The sequence below is a fragment of the Thalassobaculum sp. OXR-137 genome (assembly GCF_034377285.1).
Lineage (GTDB): Bacteria > Pseudomonadota > Alphaproteobacteria > Thalassobaculales > Thalassobaculaceae > Thalassobaculum.
On the sequence record NZ_CP139715.1, the window covers coordinates 2814413 to 2830796 of the forward strand.

16 protein-coding genes are annotated in these 16384 nt (G+C 60.4%); 13 read left to right on the forward strand and 3 right to left on the reverse strand.

Annotated elements, in window-relative coordinates:
- Positions 1 to 222 precede the first annotated feature (222 nt).
- Positions 223 to 414, forward strand: a complete 192-nt coding sequence (locus T8K17_RS13295; protein ID WP_322330214.1) for a hypothetical protein — start codon at positions 223 to 225, stop codon at positions 412 to 414.
- Between the two features lie 305 nt (positions 415 to 719).
- Here the strand turns inward: T8K17_RS13295 and T8K17_RS13300 are convergent, their stop codons facing one another.
- Both T8K17_RS13300 and T8K17_RS13305 read right to left on the reverse strand, forming a co-directional pair.
- A complete protein-coding gene (locus tag T8K17_RS13300) occupies positions 720 to 902 on the reverse strand; it encodes a DUF3008 family protein (RefSeq protein ID WP_322330215.1) in 183 nt (60 codons plus the stop codon).
- Between the two features lie 378 nt (positions 903 to 1280).
- A complete protein-coding gene (locus tag T8K17_RS13305) occupies positions 1281 to 1778 on the reverse strand; it encodes a hypothetical protein (protein WP_322330216.1) in 498 nt (165 codons plus the stop codon).
- 720 nt (positions 1779 to 2498) lie between these two features.
- Here T8K17_RS13305 and T8K17_RS13310 point away from each other — a divergent pair.
- From T8K17_RS13310 to T8K17_RS13355, 10 genes are all read left to right on the forward strand, one after another.
- Complete coding sequence (locus tag T8K17_RS13310) at positions 2499 to 6416, forward strand: hypothetical protein (protein ID WP_322330217.1); 3918 nt, start codon at positions 2499 to 2501, stop codon at positions 6414 to 6416.
- Between the two features lie 464 nt (positions 6417 to 6880).
- Entirely contained in the window at positions 6881 to 7033 is a 153-nt protein-coding gene (locus T8K17_RS13315; RefSeq protein ID WP_322330218.1) for a hypothetical protein, read from the forward strand.
- Positions 7034 to 7198: 165 nt separating this feature from the next.
- Complete coding sequence (locus T8K17_RS13320) at positions 7199 to 7426, forward strand: hypothetical protein (RefSeq protein WP_322330219.1); 228 nt, start codon at positions 7199 to 7201, stop codon at positions 7424 to 7426.
- Between the two features lie 95 nt (positions 7427 to 7521).
- Positions 7522 to 7743, forward strand: coding sequence for a hypothetical protein (locus T8K17_RS13325; RefSeq protein ID WP_322330220.1), 222 nt, complete (start codon positions 7522 to 7524; stop codon positions 7741 to 7743).
- The gene (locus T8K17_RS13330) at positions 7740 to 7967 is read left to right on the forward strand and encodes a hypothetical protein (RefSeq protein ID WP_322330221.1); all 228 of its coding nucleotides are present in this window, start codon (positions 7740 to 7742) and stop codon (positions 7965 to 7967) included. The genes T8K17_RS13325 and T8K17_RS13330 overlap by 4 nt, the downstream gene beginning before the upstream one ends.
- A 28-nt stretch (positions 7968 to 7995) precedes the next feature.
- Positions 7996 to 8280: a hypothetical protein gene (locus tag T8K17_RS13335; RefSeq protein WP_322330222.1), complete on the forward strand. Its 285-nt coding sequence runs from the start codon at positions 7996 to 7998 to the stop codon at positions 8278 to 8280.
- A gap of 295 nt (positions 8281 to 8575) precedes the next feature.
- Complete coding sequence (locus T8K17_RS13340; protein ID WP_322330223.1) at positions 8576 to 9169, forward strand: hypothetical protein; 594 nt, start codon at positions 8576 to 8578, stop codon at positions 9167 to 9169.
- A gap of 135 nt (positions 9170 to 9304) precedes the next feature.
- On the forward strand, positions 9305 to 9940 hold the full coding sequence (locus T8K17_RS13345) for a hypothetical protein (RefSeq protein ID WP_322330224.1): 636 nt from the start codon (positions 9305 to 9307) through the stop codon (positions 9938 to 9940).
- Positions 9941 to 10175: 235 nt separating this feature from the next.
- Complete coding sequence (locus T8K17_RS13350; protein WP_322330225.1) at positions 10176 to 10538, forward strand: hypothetical protein; 363 nt, start codon at positions 10176 to 10178, stop codon at positions 10536 to 10538.
- A gap of 4 nt (positions 10539 to 10542) precedes the next feature.
- Complete coding sequence (locus T8K17_RS13355; RefSeq protein ID WP_322330226.1) at positions 10543 to 12279, forward strand: terminase large subunit domain-containing protein; 1737 nt, start codon at positions 10543 to 10545, stop codon at positions 12277 to 12279.
- Positions 12280 to 12296: 17 nt separating this feature from the next.
- Here the strand turns inward: T8K17_RS13355 and T8K17_RS13360 are convergent, their stop codons facing one another.
- On the reverse strand, positions 12297 to 13064 hold the full coding sequence (locus T8K17_RS13360; RefSeq protein WP_322330227.1) for a hypothetical protein: 768 nt from the start codon (positions 13062 to 13064) through the stop codon (positions 12297 to 12299).
- A gap of 209 nt (positions 13065 to 13273) precedes the next feature.
- On the opposite strand from T8K17_RS13360, the gene T8K17_RS13365 reads away from it, so the two are divergent.
- Together T8K17_RS13365 and T8K17_RS13370 are read left to right on the forward strand one after the other, a co-directional pair.
- The gene (locus tag T8K17_RS13365) at positions 13274 to 14212 is read left to right on the forward strand and encodes a hypothetical protein (protein ID WP_322330228.1); all 939 of its coding nucleotides are present in this window, start codon (positions 13274 to 13276) and stop codon (positions 14210 to 14212) included.
- Positions 14213 to 14864: 652 nt separating this feature from the next.
- Entirely contained in the window at positions 14865 to 16379 is a 1515-nt protein-coding gene (locus T8K17_RS13370) for a DUF4055 domain-containing protein (protein WP_322330229.1), read from the forward strand.
- The last annotated feature ends 5 nt before the right edge of the window (positions 16380 to 16384 follow it).

Consider the following 16384-nt stretch of genomic DNA (forward strand, 5'->3'; position numbering starts at 1 on the left):
TGCCCTCGAGAGGGATCGCCGACCGAGCGGCGGGATCCGCTTTCTGAAGGGGATTCCGCTCCTGGCGCCAGGCTTGCCCATCACCGCCTTGTTTGAGGGGAATTCAAGCGCACAATCAATCTAAGCGAGAATTAATAAATCATAAAATCAGAGATTGATGATATAGTTGCGTGCCACTTGGGCGGGGAACGACTAGTCGACTAATAGTACCGGAGACGCCAAATGGATGGTCACCGAGAGGAAAAGCGACTCAATCGTCAGCAAATCATGCTGTCAGACAGTGAAATTGAGATACTGAAGGACTGGCAATTCGGAAACCGGATTCCGACGATGGCGGCCGCAATACGCGAAGCATTGCGGATCGGTCTTGAAAAGGAATTGACTTCGGATATTGGGCCACATTTTCGAGAGTAGGAAAATCAGAATTTAGTCATGGTCCTGTATGTGTCGCTATTTGGAGGGGGACGCTTCCAATCTTCGGAAGATTAGGATCGCCCGACATAGATATACGAAGCATCGAACCCTCTCGGTCCTGAAGCGGACTGAGGCGCTTGCCGATATCGGCATTCTTTCTCAGTCGAATACCGATCGGAACCGGCACCCGTCGCGCGCAGAGGTTTGCCGGAGCCTGCCGGCATTCCATGCGAACGGAGGCGCCGGCTGCGAAGGCCATTGAGCGCTTGTGGCTAGATCCCGAAACTCGACCTCCCGGCCCAGGATCAGGACCTGTTCTCCGGCTTCAGCTTCGGATCGGTCTCGGAAAGGCCCTTGAGTTGGGCCTCGCTCAGGGTGTCGTACAGTTCGCGGGCCGCGTCGTTGAGCTGGTCCTTCGCGATCTCGCCCCGCTTTGCGGCGAGGGCCATCGCCGCGGCCTGCTCCTGGTCCTGTGAATTTCCCGTCATCGTCGGTTCTCCGGTAAAGAGGGGCATCAAGCCCTACTATGACGGAAACAGCCTGCCGGGCCGGAGGTTCCCGCCCGTCCGCCGAATGCCGGGAGCAAGGCCCTGCGTCTGCGCCGCGCGCCCATCGTCGATCGGCGAGGGAAAAGTGCTGGCCGACGACGGCTTTCGTCATCCAATAAGTTATTGAATTAATTATAATTTGGTGGCCCCGGAGGGAGTCGTTACCAGAATCCAATATCGTAAATAATTCAATTGGTTATTTAAGATATTAGAGGTCGGACTAGGCAGAGACTAGGCAGTTTTCTATCCGGATCGTCGTCTACCAGGTCGTCTCGAAATCGAACAGCGGTGCCGACGTCGGCGCGATGACATTGACGCCTAGTCCGCGAGCACGACGACCGGCTTTCGCCCGCCCTTGACGACGGGGTTGCGCCAGGGGTGGGCGTATCGTTTTCCAGACGGGATCTTGCGCGACGTCCGGATCTCCCGTCCCGACGCTTCCCACTCAGTGATTCCCGCGAGTAGATGGTCCGGCCTGTAGCCGTCGAACTTCGTCTTCGTATCGTTCAGCTGGAATGTAGGAGCCGGGAGACCAAGCTCTGCCGCGCGAAGAATCGCAGCTTCGATCAAGTCGACGAGCCGGATAACTCGGGTCTTCGGGAGGCCCGCGATACGCGCCACCCATTGTATCCCGTCGGTCATCGCTGTCTCAACATGATCGCCCATCCGGATCGTCAAGACCTGAACGACGTTCCGCCCACCTTCTGGGATGGCAAAGCCTTCGACCCCTCCGGGCGTTCTACTGAACCGCATCGTCGCTGGGAGGAAGGACGGCGGCACGTTCAACCGGATCAGTTCGCCGCCGGGGAGACGCATTTCGTTTCGTCCAACAATCCGGACGGCACCGTTGTCGCAACGCTCTGCGCGGATTGCCCACTCGACACCTGCGCTCGCAGATCGGCGAGTATTGCCCTGTCCATAGACCTCGCGAATGACAGTCTCAGCGGTTCTGGGGTCGAGCTTCATAGGCGGGATTGTAGCCAATCCGACCCCACTGAAAGGAACGGGCGTGGAGGGGCCAATCCGAAAGGGCAGAAAATTGAAATCTTCACTAAAGAATAGCTGGCGGTCGTTTGTTCGATGACTACGTGCAGCTCCGCAACGTCTAGATGACGCCGCGACCACCCCATAGGCGGACGCCAAATTCTGCACTCACGGATATTACTACCCAGGGAACGAAGGAGGGTAGACGAGGTAAAGCGACGAGTTCCGGGTCCGACCCCCGCGTCTCGTTCGATTACCTCCTTTCGGAGCCGGTGAGGCTCCCCGAGAGGCCGGTCTCATCCCGGCGGGCTCGGATAGCCGGAACTGGTATACGGCATCGCGGAGTAGGTCGGTCACCCGAAACCACACTGCAAAAAGAGAGAACCCCGACGGCGCTAACCGTCGAGGCTCTTCATCTCGGGTCTCTCAGCGCGAGCAAGCGATAGAGCAACCGTCCTAGCGAGACGAGTTCTACCAAATCTCGCCCTGAGACGCCAAACTGAACATGGTGTCGAACGAGCCGTGACGCGGCGCAAGGCGAAAGAATAGACGGTGGAACAGGGTAATCCCAACGCAGTAACGATCCTGAAGACTTACGACGGGAAGCTCGTCGGTAAGCACGTCTCGCGCGGGCCGGACGGTCAGCTGAAGAAGCTGATCTACTCCGGCTCGAAGTCGTTCAATTGGACGTCCAGAGAGGTTCAAGTCGACGGCATTTATGGCCTCAAGGATGTTCTAGAGTCCCTTCGCAATAGCCCGACCGAGTGCGTCATAAGGGGCGCAGCGGGTACCGACTTCGACACCAATCAGCCCCACTACCGGCGGGGAGCCAATAAGAAGAATGGTGTCTACCAAGACGTTGGGCGTTGCTGGATGGGCATTGATATTGACGGCTTCTCATACGACACGGCCGAGTTCGACCCATACCGCGAGCCGGAGGAGTTCTTCGAGCACATGTGCCGGCAGATTTCGCCGGACCTCGAAGACGTCACCGTCGTCTACCAGTTCTCGACCGGTGCCGGGATCGCGCAGGAGGGAAAGAAGCATAATATCGTTAAGGTCCACCTCTGGTTCTGGCTCAACCGCGCCTATACCTGCGCCGAGATCAAGCGCTGGGCACAAGCGGTAAATGCTCGGACAAAGTCGTTCGCCGATAAGGAGGATAAGAAGGCCAAGGTCATCGACACGAACCCGCTTCAGCCCGTCGGCATCCTCTATACCGCCGACCCTCGCCTCGAAGGCGTCTCTACGTCGGTCGTCCGCCGCGTGGGGATCGTCGATCTCGGGAAGGAAGAGGCAACCCTTCAAATCCCGTCGGAAATACAGCACAACGCGAGCAAGGTTTCTGGGAGTACGGTCGTCGACGGAAAGCGCATCCACGGTTTCCGAAACTACGTCTATCGCCTTCGCAACCTCGACGGCGGAGATGGCGCGCATGAACTCTACCGCAGCGCAGCGGCATCATACCTCCTACACGTAGAACCGGACGCGGACTATACCCAGGCAAAGGCGGAGATCATCGATGCCATCCGATGCTGGGCGAACTCCGACCGGAAGACGGAACTCCTACAGAGAGCCGGTCCGGGAGGCGATATCGACCGCGCGTTCGAGACCGGACGCGACTTCGCACGGAAAAAGTGGGCGGAAGGCTTTACTCCAATCGGTGACCGAAACGCGACTATCGAGACCGATACGTCGGTCCCTCGCTATCCCGCCCCGAAGTTACTCGACCGAGAGGAGGCCCGCCGCGCGTTCGGCGCCTACATCGACGACTGGTTCGATCACGCCGTCCGGATCGCGTTCGTCAACAACCGCCCCGAGGACCGCGAAGACATCACGCTTGAAGGCGTGGGCGTCCCGGCGGATTACAACCCGCGCAAGGTCGCGAAGGCACTCGTCGGCTTCGGCAAGACCAAAACCGTCAACGGCAACCTTGCGGAGCGAGCCCAGGCGATCCTCGATAGCTTGAACGAACAGTTCGGGACGTCGGTCAGCATCACGATTGCCTACGCGCACCTCTTGAAGAAAAAGGCGTCTGAGGCAAGGGAAGACATCGCAGACGAGAGCGAAAACGTGAGCGTCGACACCGTTTTTGGTCCGGTTTCCGAGGGCTTCTGCCAAAAGCCGAAGGCTATCGAGGCTGCTCAGAAGGCGGGTATCAGCCCGTCGACCGTTTGCGGCACTTGCCCAGCCCGCTTTGTCTGCAAGTACCGCTTCCAGATCGCCGACATTCAGAAGTCGAGCGAGGAAGAGGGCAGGGCTCAGATCCGGGTCATCCCGCACCAATATCTCGCGCTCAATTCCGCCGCCGGGAGCTTCGACGTGGTCATCGTCGACGAGACCTACTCCCCGGTCGAAGAGTTCGCGATCCCCGCGTCTGACATCGTCTTTTACACCTTCGACTTCTCCGACTTCGTCCAGCCGGAGGAGGAGGAGGACGCGGTCGAGATCGAACTCATCAACGAAATCCTGAACGCACTCTCGAAGGTGTTCACCGAGCGACCGAACGAGATCCTCTCGGGCATCCGAGAGATTTACCTCAACAGTCGGATGCGCAAGATCGAACCGCGCGACTTCCGCCGCGCCGCATTCGCCGTCAAAGCCGTCATCCGGCAGCGGACACCGGACAACCTTGGGAAGGTCGCACCGTCGTCGATCACCCGCCAGGTCAAAGCCGCGAAACTCGACACGCTCTCGCACGTCGAGAAGATCCTCATCGCGTTTGCCGACGAGTTCGAGGCCAAGCGGTCGCAGTCGAACTTCGTCCGGATCATCGACGAGGACAATGGCGTTCAGAGCATCGAGTACCGGCGAGGACTCGCCCCGGAGCGGGTCGCGAAGTCCGCCCCCGTCCTTCTCCTCGACGCAACCGCACGACCGGAGGTCATCAAGCGGACATTCGCCCGCCTCGGGTCGTTCGACTTCGAGGAGTTCAGGGCGCCGGATCTGACGACATACATCCAGCTTACCCTCGACCAGGGCTGGTCCGCCCGATCTCTCTCGGAAGAAGGCAGCAAGGGCAAGGTCGAGGCCGTAGTCTCTTTCATCAAACGGCTATCTAAGCCGTTCGTCGCCGCACCGGAGAAGGTCGAGGTTGAACTCAGTAAGCACCTACCCACCGACTTCCAGCTCGCCCACTTCCGCGCGCTCCGTGGCCTCAACACCTTCGAGAACTGCGAGACCGCCGTTATCGTCACGAACCCGGACGTCCCGCCGGAAGCGGTCGTTCGCGACCTCCGAGCCTGGGCGACCACCGACGACGGAGAAGTCGCCCCTCAAAGATACCAGGCCGCCGACTACCGCATCCGGACCGTCGAGGGGCACGAAGAAGGGCCGGAGCTTATCCAAACCTGCAACGTCTTCCCTGACCCGGTCCTTGAAGAGTTCCGGCAGGCCAAGGTCGAAGACGAGGTCGTACAGGCCATCGGGCGCGTTCGCGGCTATCACAACGAGCGGACCGTCTTCCTCCTGTCGAACAACGTCTACGACCTTACTATCGACCACGTCGGCGATTTCTCCAAGGCAGCCAGGTGCCTAGAGTCGAACGAACTCGCGCTATCTCTCCTGAGAAGCGGAGAGAACGTCATCCCCTTGACCAGGACAGCCGTCGAGAAACGCCTTGGCGTGACCCGGCGCGCGGCGTTCTTCTCCCTAGTCGTCGGCTCTGTCGAGCGGTTCGCTGACAAGGAGGGCTTTCAACTCGTCCAGAAGATCAACCCGAAGAACGGACGGGTCATCCGGCTCGCCATCAAGGGAGACCCTACCCAGGACGATTACGTCGCGGCTTACGGTGCAGAGCTAACTGACCCCGCGAACGACAACGACGAGCATCCGCTCCTGACTTTCGCGAAAGACGCCATCGACCGGGAGGCCCCGTTCGTCATCCTCTCGAAACCCTGGATCAAGGCGAACGATCCGAACGGAATCGCTAAGTCACGCAGACACCTTGATAAAATCTCAAAGGCAGATTCTTCAATTTTTTACCAGCTCTGTCCCATTCTCTCTAGGTATATTAAGAGAGATCCGGACATTGCCGTGCAATTTTTGAAGACGTGGGCCTTTGAAGAGATGGGCTCGCAAGGACGCTACAAAAAAGGCGCCCCCTTGATCTCCTTCGTGAGCGAGTTTCGGCTCCGGGCCGATCTCGACGCGATCTACGGGGTGGGAAGCTATTGCCTGACCGAGACCGCGATCCTTGAGTCCTCCGAAGAGCGGCGTAGCGAGATCGCCCGTCGCCTCGTCGCCGGGCAGGATTTCTCCGGCGCCACCCACGACGAGAGCGCGGCACTTGCCAAGGGCTACTTCGGCAACTCCCCAATCCTCGTCGACATGGAAGCTGCCGAGCGTTTCGAGGCGCAGCAGGGGGAAGAAAACGCCATCGATGAGTATGAGGCCGACGTCCGTCAAGACCGCGCCCTTCAGGCCAAACTCGACAAGCTCTTCGACCTCACCCCAGCGTTCCGGAACTAGCCGAACCGCTAACCCGCCCCGCCCGCCCGGCGGGATAGTGTCGCCATAGGCCAGAATGGCAGTGACCCCAAGACCGACGCGACTCGGCGGGCGCGTATACGACCATCACTCTTCTGAATTGGAGCAAGCGCGGACGGGAACACCGCCCCTGTCCTGCGTCGATCTCCCGCACACAACCGGTTCGGCCGACATAACCTCCTCTGAGGCCAATATAGCGCCATCAGCCTCCCCGGCTACGGGTCTAGCCCACCACCCCGACTGGCTGCCGTAGCACCCCTCCTAGCGCCACGGAGCCGTGCTCCCGTCCCGACGTTCGCCCGCCACCCCAGGCGGAGGGGTCGCCCGGCCTGTTTGAGCGTCAAGCTGACCAGAAAAACCGCTTCCGCACTCTAGTAGAAGTTCAATCAGAACAGGTGGTCGAGTATATTCTCCGTCCCAGCTAGGAACGACCCAGGAGACGCCCAGTGTCCATCGAGAAAGCTCGCGAGATCGCCGACCTCATCATCGCCCAGCGCGAGCGGTCCGCCCGCCGTCGCAACCCGACCGTCGCCGATGCGCTCGCTCGCGCGAACGAGATCCGCGCCCAACGGATCGAAGAGGTTCGCCGCGCCGCGTAAGAACCATCCCCAATAGGTCATGTAGAGAGCCCCGCAAAAGCGGGGCTTTTTCTTGCATGTGACGGTTCGACAACTCGCACTCACGGAGATTGGGTCAGCCGTGACTGGTCAGCGTATAGCTTGCGTATAGGTAGAGCTTCAACGCGAGCGAGAGAAGACATCGAAATGGCAAAGCAGCAGCTAAACGTCCGCCTCCCAGCGGAGTACATCGACGCTGCGAGGGATATTGCGACGAGTCGTGGCGTCACCCTTACGCAGTTCATCACGGACGCCCTGCGGCGGGCTATCGCCCAGGACGAAGACCTCTCGGTCGAGCACCGGGTTGAGCTTGTCGAGCAGTCGCTCGCACGCCTCCACGAGCGCTTGAAGACGGAAGGTTGCGAGAGCGAATAGCACAACCGTAGCGACGTCGCGGGAGCACCGCGCTGCCGCAATCGCCAATTCAAAAAACCAAGGGCCAGAGGCCCTAATCTAGAGGATTAATACCAATGACGATCATCAACATCATCGAACGCCAGACCAAGACGCTCCAGCAGGACGTAGACCGTCTCGACGCCCTCGCCGACACCGCTACCCGCGCTCTTCATGCCGGGGACACCGACCGGTATCGCGAACTTGTCGAGGCATACCGGACCATCCTCGAAAACGCCGCCGACCAGATCGAAAGCATCGCCTTCCTCGCCCGCCGCGCAACGCCGGGGGCGTCATGACCGACGCGCAAGACGTCGCCGGTCTCGTCTCAAAAAGCCGGAAGCTCCTCGCCGAAGCAAAGGAGGCCAAGAACGCGCGCCGCGCTGCCGAGGCCGCTCTTGCCGAAGCTCACCGAACCATCGACCTCCTTCGCGCCGATCTCCGGGCCATCGCGACCGGCAACCTATCAGCTCCCTGCGAGCCAGGTCGCGTGTGGAGGCCGAACCGCCTCAAAGGCGCCTAACCCCTCCATTTGAAAAGGAACGTGTCCCATGACCGCGAACAACCCATTCGCCGCCGCTAAGACTGCCGCTGACCGCCCGTTCTCCGCTTCTGTCCGGGAGTACGTCGAGGCCCACCTGAAAGCTCTGAACAAGCTCGCCGCTGCCCTTCCGGCGACCGACGACGGCTTGCCGCTCGAAGAGGGGCTCGACCTCCTGGAGGCCGTGAAGGGCTACTCGACGACCGCTGAACCTCTAGGCCAGAGGCTCACCCGCTCGATTGAGGCGACGACCAAGCGCTTCGACAAAGCGACCGACCTGGGCCAGCGCGTCTAATGGCGCGTTCCTCGGCGCTTCTCCGGGCAGCGAAGGGCCTCCGCCGTAAGGTCGAGGCCGTCGCCCGTCGGGAGCAGGAGATCCGCGATAGCGAGGCCGCGTCTGACTATTGCTTCGCGATCTCCGAGGGATGGGATCTCGACGACCGGCGGCGTGCGCGGGCGAACGAGTGGGCTCGGCGGAACGGTCAGCCGGAGATTTTGCGATAGGGGAGGGGCGGCTTCGGTGGCCTAGATTCTGACCATGGGAATCACTAATTTCGGCCCTGCCATTTCAACCATCAAGCAGGGGCCACATGTTCGGTTTCTTCAAGAAGGTAGGCGCTACGGCGAAGGCGAGGATATCAGCTGAGCAAATCTTCGCGTTTGCCATAGTAGAAGGTAGTGACAGCTTGATTAAGGCTCTTGGTGAGCTTGTGAAGGAGCTTGAGCGCGACCCTGAAGCTGCCAGGGAGGCTGTCATCAGATTTATGGGAATCGAAGATCAAGAATCAGAACTGTCCCATGATTTCAGTCGGGAAGCTCTAATTCAAACAGAGGGCGTCGTATTGGCGCTTGCCGCTGTTGAAAGGTCAGCGGAGCAGTATGCTGCTTTGATGGGGAGATCTTTTGATTGGGGGGCGGCTGCGCTCGACCATGGAGGCTTCATTGGCGAAACGCAGGTCAAGACACTTGGGTCTTCACTGGTCTTGTTCAGCGCGGTGGCGAATTGGTTAGATGAACCGTTTGGAAACAAAGAACGCTATGCGCCGTCGTGGTTTCCACGTCGATTAGAACTCAAAGACGCGGTTTCTCGCCTCTACTCGCAGTCTTTTCAGGTGCTGGCATCAATGAAGATCGATGTTGACCGGGGACACGATCACGTCTTTCGAAAACGCGCATGGTTCTAAGAGCGGCTTCGGTCGCGCTGTCTGTTTGTCCCGATAGCTGACCCTGCCCCGTTACCCCTTGGGCATCGCGGCACCCGATGATGGCTCCTACCCCGCGCAGGATGGTCCGGCGCGAAGAAGCAGGAGCTTGAAACCATGACCACCGACGCCATCACTATGTCCAAAGCTGACTTGGACACCCTGATCAACACCGCTGTTTCCAAAGCTATCGAGACGAACGTCGACGGCCTCCGCGCCAATCGAGACGCTATCCTCTCCGAGCACAAGCAGGGTTCCGTCGCCTTGGCCGAAGCCAACGCCCGCGTCCGGGAACTCGAAGCACAACTGCAGACCGCTACCACCACCCTGAACTCCGGCTCGGTGGACAAGGCCCTGCGCGACGCCATCGCCGCGTCCGATATTGACGCCAAGTTCGCCGACACCGCCCTGAATGTGATGCGGACCCGGTTCTCTGTCGAACCGAAGACCGGCAAGACCCACGGGTACGACGAAGCCGGTCAGGTCGCGACGTTCGACGACACCTTCAAGGCCCTACTTTCCGACCCGGCTATCGCCCCGATGCGGACCAACGTTGAGGTAACCACCTCGAAAGACCCGTTCGGCCAGATCCGGAACGAGGTCCACGAGAACAACCCCTTCGCTATCGGCGGTGACGCTGCCAAGGCTCGCGCGGCGTTCAAGCAGGACCCGCAGGCCGCGAAGACCTTGATGGGCAAGGCGGGCGACAAGCTGTCTCCGATCTGGCGCGTCTGGTTCACGAAGAACCGCTAACCGCCACCAGTTTTGACGATGACGGAGCCTGGGACGATAATTCGATCCCCGGCTTCGCTTCCTGTTTGAGAGGCAAGCCGTGCCATCGCCCCGAAAAGGTAGGTCACCTGAAGAGCAGGCCGCGCAGTCGCGCGAAGCCGGAAAGAAGGGCGGGCGTCCGAAGGGAACGAGGACGTCGGTCCGACGCTCGTCGACTCTCACGTATTTCAGTCGCATCCCGAAGGCCGACCTTGAAGTGGTCATCAAGAACACCGTCGCCCTCGCGATGGCGGGAGATAGGGACGCGCTGAAGCTCGTCGCCCCGGTGATCCTGCCGACCGCCCCGATCTCGCCTGTCGACCTTTCTGCGTTCGACCTCGGAACGCTGCGCGGCATCCTCGAAGCGAAGAAGTATGTCGTGGCCCTCGGCGCGGAGGACGGCATTCCTCCGGAGAAGCAGCGTCAGGTCCTCGAAGGTCTCTCTTCGCTGGAACACTCAATCGACGGCGGGAAGCTTGAAGCCGAACTCGAAGCCCTGACCGCTAAGCTCGAAGCTATCGGCGTTGAAGGAGTCGGAAGGGCGACCGTCGTCCCTCTGCGTCCGGTGAACGCGGGATAAGACGATGGGGCGTTACGGAGCCAAGCGGAAGCAACTCGACGTGCTGAAGCGTAGGGTCGAGGAGATCGTCTCGACCGAGCCGACGGTCTTCGAAGTGCCGTTCTCGACCCTTTGGGATGTTTCGTCCCCAAGCCTGCGCGGCAAGCTCGCGCTGCAAGGTCGTCCGGACGCGCCGCACCGTTCCGTCGCCCTGATCCCTGAGAAGGTCGCGAACGATAACGACTGGTCAGCCCTTGCTGTTCCATACGAGCGCGATCTCGCAGCCAGCCTCGAAGAGCGGCTCTCTGTCCGGAAGCCCATCGCCGAAGACTTCGACCCCTTCAACTACAACCCGGTCCTGTGGTCGCCGTTCTCGGGATCTCAGATGCTGTTCCTGGCATCGCCCGTCCGGGAGGTGCTCTTCCACGGATCGCGAGGGACCGGGAAGTCTGACACCCTATTGATGGACTTCGCGCAAGACGTAGGGCGAGGCTGGGGCGCGCACCTGAAGGGATTGATCGTCCGGCGGACGTTCCCCGAGTTGAAGGACCTGATCGACAAGTCGTCGAAGCTCTTCCCCGTCCTCTATCCCGGCGCCCGGTACAACGCGTCCGATCATGTCTGGCGCTTCCCTGGCGGCGAACAGTTGGTCTTCGGCTACCTCGACCGCCCCACCGATTACCTTCGCTATCACGGCCACGAGGTGACGTTCCTCGGGTTCGACGAGCTTACGTCCTGGGTGGACTCGAAGGCGTATCTTGAGCTTCAGACGACGGTCAGGTCGCCGGTCTCCGGCATCCCGTTGAAGATCCGGGCGACGACGAACCCGAGCGGACCGGGCCACAACTGGGTGATGCGCCGGTTCATCGACAAGGTCGAGCCGGGCGAGGTCTTTGCCGATCCTGAGACCGGGCTGACCCGGTCGCACGTTTTCTCCAACGTCATCGAGAACGTGTTCATCGCGAACAGCTACCTACCGACCCTCCGGGCGATTGAGGAGCCGAACCGGCGCCGGGCTTGGCTCTATGGCGACTGGAACGTGACGGCTGGCGGAGCCCTAGACGATCTCTGGAAGCGCGAGGCGCACGTCCTGACTCCGTTTGATGTCCCGGCGACGTGGCGGGTCTCGCGGTCTTATGACCACGGCGAGTCCTCGCCCGGTGCCTGTCTCTGGATCGCCGAGAGCAACGGCGACGACGCGACGATGGCCGATGGGACAAAGCGGAGCTTCCCCGCCGGTACGCTCTTCGTGATCGTCGAGTATTTCACGGCGAAGCAAGGGACGTTTGACCAGGGGCTGCGGCTACCGGCGAAAGAGGTCGCGACAAACATCAAAGAGTATGAGCGCGTCAACCCGCGCCTATTTAGACACCGGGTCGCGCCCGGCCCGGCGGATAACAGCATCTTCGACGCGGGGTCCGGGAACTCCGACTCAATCGCGAAGCAGATGGCAAAAATCGGTGTCCATTGGGATCGGTCGGACAAGTCGCCCGGCTCGCGCCGGAATGGCCTCTCTCTGGTCCGCCAGAGGCTCAAGGAGAGCCTGCGCGGATACGAGGGTGGGTACATGGATGGGCCGGGGTTGTTCGTCTTCTCGACCTGCGAGGCGGTGCTGGCTACGGTTCCAAGCCTGCCGCGCAACCCGAAGGATCTCGACGACGTCGATACGACGGCGAACGATCACGCATACGACGCTCTGCGCTACCGGGTCCTCGCCGGAGCGCGAGGGAAGGGCGGGTCGAAGAAAATCAAGATGGGCTAAACAGGACCCTTGTGTGCTCAGAATGGGAGATTCAACAACTCCATCCATTTGGATGTTGCCGAAACCAAATCGTCGATGCTGGTTTTTAGGGCAATCCATAATTCACCCTCCCCGAGCCCAAACCGCGCGCCCGCAGCTGTAACGGCGGCCACTATAAATTTGTCTGCATAGCCCCGGATTTTTGCTGAGGCGGCTCGAAGCACTGACAGAGCTCGGCTTGCTGTGCTTGCATCTGCTGGCGCGTCGGCTGCAGCGTATTCTAACGCACCGGCAGCGGCACTGACTTCATCGAGGTCTGCATTTGTAAGAGGCGCTTCAGTTTGCTCCGTTTCCTCTGGGGGGTGGTTATGTCCAATGCCTGGTGGATGGTTTCGTAAGGCTTCGACCCTAGCGCGGACTTGTTGCGCGGCAGATCGAACAAATTCGCGTGCGTCATCCGTCGAAGTCGGTTCCTCGTCAAATGACTCGCTGCCGTCCGGATGATCGTCTGGAGTTGGTGACCAGACGGCGCAAACGCTTTCAAGCTCTGATATGAGCCGATCAAGCGTTTCTTCTGGCAGATATGAACCAAATAAATCATCGACAGCTTCGCTGGTGTAGTATGGGCCTCCATATATCCACAAATATCCCCATTCATTTTCTTTGTCGTAAGGTAATTGATTTTGAGGATCTTCATAAAACTGGAAGAAAATTTCTTTAAGCAAATCCAAATCAGTATCTGAGACAGCCTCAGAAAGGTGCTCTGCGCGAATACCGTCTGGATAGTCTGCCGTATAGAATTTCATGGACATAACCGGCGCATCCGTCTGTAAAATGTTATTTATCAGCTCTACCAAAGGACCGTGCCGAAAAATCTAGTCGATCTCAGTGGAGCGCCTAACACCTGCTAGATTAGTAGACCTGTCGTTGGTTACCAGTCGATACAATACGGTCGATATATTTCGGTCATCCGCCGGCAGTGCCGGCCCCTCCCTCGTCTGTGACAGGAGCTACAATGACCGACGATCCGAAGACCGCCGAAGAGGCGGCGAACGAGGACGTGAGAGGCGCCGCCGCGACTGAAACGAACGATACCCCCGACAATCAGGGCCAGGACAACGCCCCGGCGGAAGATGCGGGCGGCGATGACTTGTCCGACGATCTCGCGAAGCTCCTCGCTCATCCGGGCGTGCAGGAGGCTATCGCTGCGGCGGTCGAGGAAACCCACGGTAAGCTTCTGGGCAAGCGTGACGAGCTTCTCGCCGAGGTGAAGGCAGAGCGGACCGCCAAAAGGGATGCCGAAACGGCTCTCGCCGAACTGCGGCAACGGATCGACGCCCTGGAAGCCGACAAGGCGACCCTGTCCGGTCAGCTTGCGGACGCCAAGGAAGCCCGCGAGGCGGCGATCACGAAGGCAAAGGCCGATCTTGCCAAGGCCCAGGCTGATGGCGACGAGAAGGCGCGAGCGGCGGCTCTCGACGCCCTTGAACGCGCAACCGCCGATAAGGAAGCCGCCGTCTCCTCTATCGAGCAGGCCGCGCGTGAGCGGAACGACCGGGCGACGCAGCGGCTTATCGGTCTCGCGTCCGAAAATGCCCTTCTGTCCGCGCTCTCCGGCGTCGGCGTAAAGGCCGACCTGTTCGGTGCCGCGAAGGCGATCCTGGCCGCGAAGGTCTCGGTCGACGACGACCTGAACGCGACCATCGAGGGCCAGCCGGTGGCCGAGTACGTCTCCGTGTGGGCTCAGTCGTCCGAGGGGCGGCACTTCGTCCGCGCCAAGCTCTCGACCGGAGGAGGGGGCATTTCGAAGCCAAGTTCGACCTCTAGTCAGCGTGGGGCGTTCGCCGACAACCCGTGGAAGCGCGAGACGCGCAACCTGACGCGCCAGGGCCAGATCACGAAGTCGAACCCGAGCCTTGCGGCGCAGTTGAAGCGCGCGGCGGGCGTCTTGTAGGGCAGGTTGGTGGGCGGCGGAAAGTAGGGAGGCTCGGCTCACGTACCAAGCTCCAATGCACTTTCCGCCGCACTCAGAATAGCCCTGTTCGAGTGCATTATGTCATCTGCAGGTGGTGCGGGCGGGTCCTGTTTGGGAAATTCAGACGTCCAGAGTGGTTGACGGCTGACGATGACGGGGGCGCCGCCGTTTTGATCGCCGGTTATATCGACAAACAGGCCATTTGCGACGACCCAAGAGTGGGAGCGGGAGTCTCGCGGACCTTGGTTTGTCTAAACCGTTATGACCTGAGCATCGACACCTAATTTACCGCTTAGATGCTGTGCCAGTGCGCATGCGACGTTGCCGCAACACCCCCTTGGGAAATCTGCGAGCACTGTGCGGAGATGTGAGGAGAGAAGACCCTTACTAACTGCGGTTTCCAAGCCCTTCCTGATCCCAGCAGCTTCAGTGCGGATCTCCTCGTCGCATGGTGCCAAGCTCATTTGACGCTTCCCTCTCTAGACGGCACTCAAAAGGGCGGCTCGTCTCACATCGCTAACGTACCTTAGGCCAACCCGCCGATTACTTCCCGGCGGACCAATCCCGGCAAATTGAACTTGTCCGAGGCAGTGCCGACGACGCCAAGTTCAGTGAACCGGGAACCTTTGAAATGACCACCTCTACGCGTCAGCCGAACGACGGCGTCGCCAAAGTACACATAGACCTCGACTACGCCCGCGAGGACTACATCCTTCTTCGCGACGCCTTCGAGGGCGAGCGTGCTATGAAGGAGCGCGCCTCCTCCTACATCATCGCCCTGGATAGCCAGACGAACGACGCGAACGCTTTCGCGGCCTACGTCGAGCGCGGCGAGTACCTCCTGGTCGTCTCTCAGACGGTCGAGGCCCTGCGCGGTCTCGCGTTCCGAAAGCAGCCGGTTATCTCGGCGCCCGACGACTCCGCGATTGCCGAATGGCTGAAGCGCGTCGATGGCGATCGGCAGACTGTCGTCGACTTGGCTCGCAAGCTCCTGACCGAACGGCTCCTGATGGGCCGGTCGGCTCTCTTCCTCGACTTCCCTACCGCAGATGAGATCGACGAAGACGACGACCTGTCCGTCGCCGAGGCGATGGAGAAGGGCTTCGCGCCGCTCCTGTCCGTCGTTCCGACCGAGAGCATCGTCAACTGGGTGGAGAAGTCCGGGCGCCTCGTCTACGTCGCGATCCACGAGCGGGTGACCGGGTTCGATCACCTGACGATGGACGAAGAGGTCGAGGAGCATATCCGCGTCTTGAAGCTCGACGCTCAGGGCGTCTACATCCAGCAAATCTGGGTTGCTGAAGGTGCGGAGAGGGACACGCAACTCGGCGGAAAGCACAATCGGAAATTCAACGGCACCTCGATAAGCGGCGCGGCGGGCTACGCCCTGAAGACGGAGATCGTCCCGACCCTGAATGGCGAGCCGCTCGACTATATTCCGATCTACTTCGCGACCGAGGGTGGCTATCCGGACGTCGCCAAGTCGCCGATGCTCGATCTTGCCCGGAAGGCGCGGGACTACTTCCGCAAGTCGTGCGAGATCAATCACGCCGAACACCTCGTCATGCTGCCAACACCCTACGCCATCGGCTTCTCGGAGAGCGAGCTTGAAGAGCTTGACGAGATCGGTCCGGGAACGCGCTGGTCGAGCACAAACGAAAGTGCGAAGGTCGGCTTCCTCGAAAGCGACGGCACCGGGATCGGTGTCGTCCACAAGAGCCTCGACCGTATCGAGAAGCAGCTCTCGTCCCTTGGCGCCCGCATCCTCGCCCCGGCGAGCGATCTGGCTCCGGAGAGCGGTATCGCCTTGTCGATCCGCGCGGCTTCGGAGAACGCGTCTCTGACCGATGCTGTTCAGGACGTAGAGCGGGTTATCAAGCAAGTCCTGCGGATCGTCGAGCAGTTCTACGAACTCGCGCCGGGCTCGGTCTCGTTCAAGATGAACCGTGATTTCGTCTCCAGCCGCCTCGGTGCGAACGAGGTCAAGGCCCTCCACGACATGCTGATCGCGGGATCGATCTCCTACGAGACGTTCATCGCGAACCTGAAGGCGGGAGAGATCGTCGATCAGGACGTCAGCGCGGACGACGAGCGCGAGCGGATCGAAACCGACGGTGCCGGTCTCGGCGCTGGCTTCGGCGAGTAGCTGAC

What these genes read in the sequence shown, in the direction of transcription:
- T8K17_RS13295 (WP_322330214.1), top strand. Translation starts at nt 223, where the DNA reads ATGGATGGTCACCGAGAGGAAAAGCGACTCAATCGTCAGCAAATCATG.
- T8K17_RS13300 (WP_322330215.1), bottom strand. Translation starts at nt 902, where the DNA reads ATGACGGGAAATTCACAGGACCAGGAGCAGGCCGCGGCGATGGCCCTC.
- T8K17_RS13305 (WP_322330216.1), bottom strand. Translation starts at nt 1,778, where the DNA reads ATGCGTCTCCCCGGCGGCGAACTGATCCGGTTGAACGTGCCGCCGTCC.
- T8K17_RS13320 (WP_322330219.1), top strand. Translation starts at nt 7,199, where the DNA reads ATGGCAAAGCAGCAGCTAAACGTCCGCCTCCCAGCGGAGTACATCGAC.
- T8K17_RS13325 (WP_322330220.1), top strand. Translation starts at nt 7,522, where the DNA reads ATGACGATCATCAACATCATCGAACGCCAGACCAAGACGCTCCAGCAG.
- T8K17_RS13330 (WP_322330221.1), top strand. Translation starts at nt 7,740, where the DNA reads ATGACCGACGCGCAAGACGTCGCCGGTCTCGTCTCAAAAAGCCGGAAG.
- T8K17_RS13335 (WP_322330222.1), top strand. Translation starts at nt 7,996, where the DNA reads ATGACCGCGAACAACCCATTCGCCGCCGCTAAGACTGCCGCTGACCGC.
- T8K17_RS13340 (WP_322330223.1), top strand. Translation starts at nt 8,576, where the DNA reads ATGTTCGGTTTCTTCAAGAAGGTAGGCGCTACGGCGAAGGCGAGGATA.
- T8K17_RS13345 (WP_322330224.1), top strand. Translation starts at nt 9,305, where the DNA reads ATGACCACCGACGCCATCACTATGTCCAAAGCTGACTTGGACACCCTG.
- T8K17_RS13355 (WP_322330226.1), top strand. Translation starts at nt 10,543, where the DNA reads ATGGGGCGTTACGGAGCCAAGCGGAAGCAACTCGACGTGCTGAAGCGT.
- T8K17_RS13360 (WP_322330227.1), bottom strand. Translation starts at nt 13,064, where the DNA reads ATGAAATTCTATACGGCAGACTATCCAGACGGTATTCGCGCAGAGCAC.
- T8K17_RS13365 (WP_322330228.1), top strand. Translation starts at nt 13,274, where the DNA reads ATGACCGACGATCCGAAGACCGCCGAAGAGGCGGCGAACGAGGACGTG.
- T8K17_RS13370 (WP_322330229.1), top strand. Translation starts at nt 14,865, where the DNA reads ATGACCACCTCTACGCGTCAGCCGAACGACGGCGTCGCCAAAGTACAC.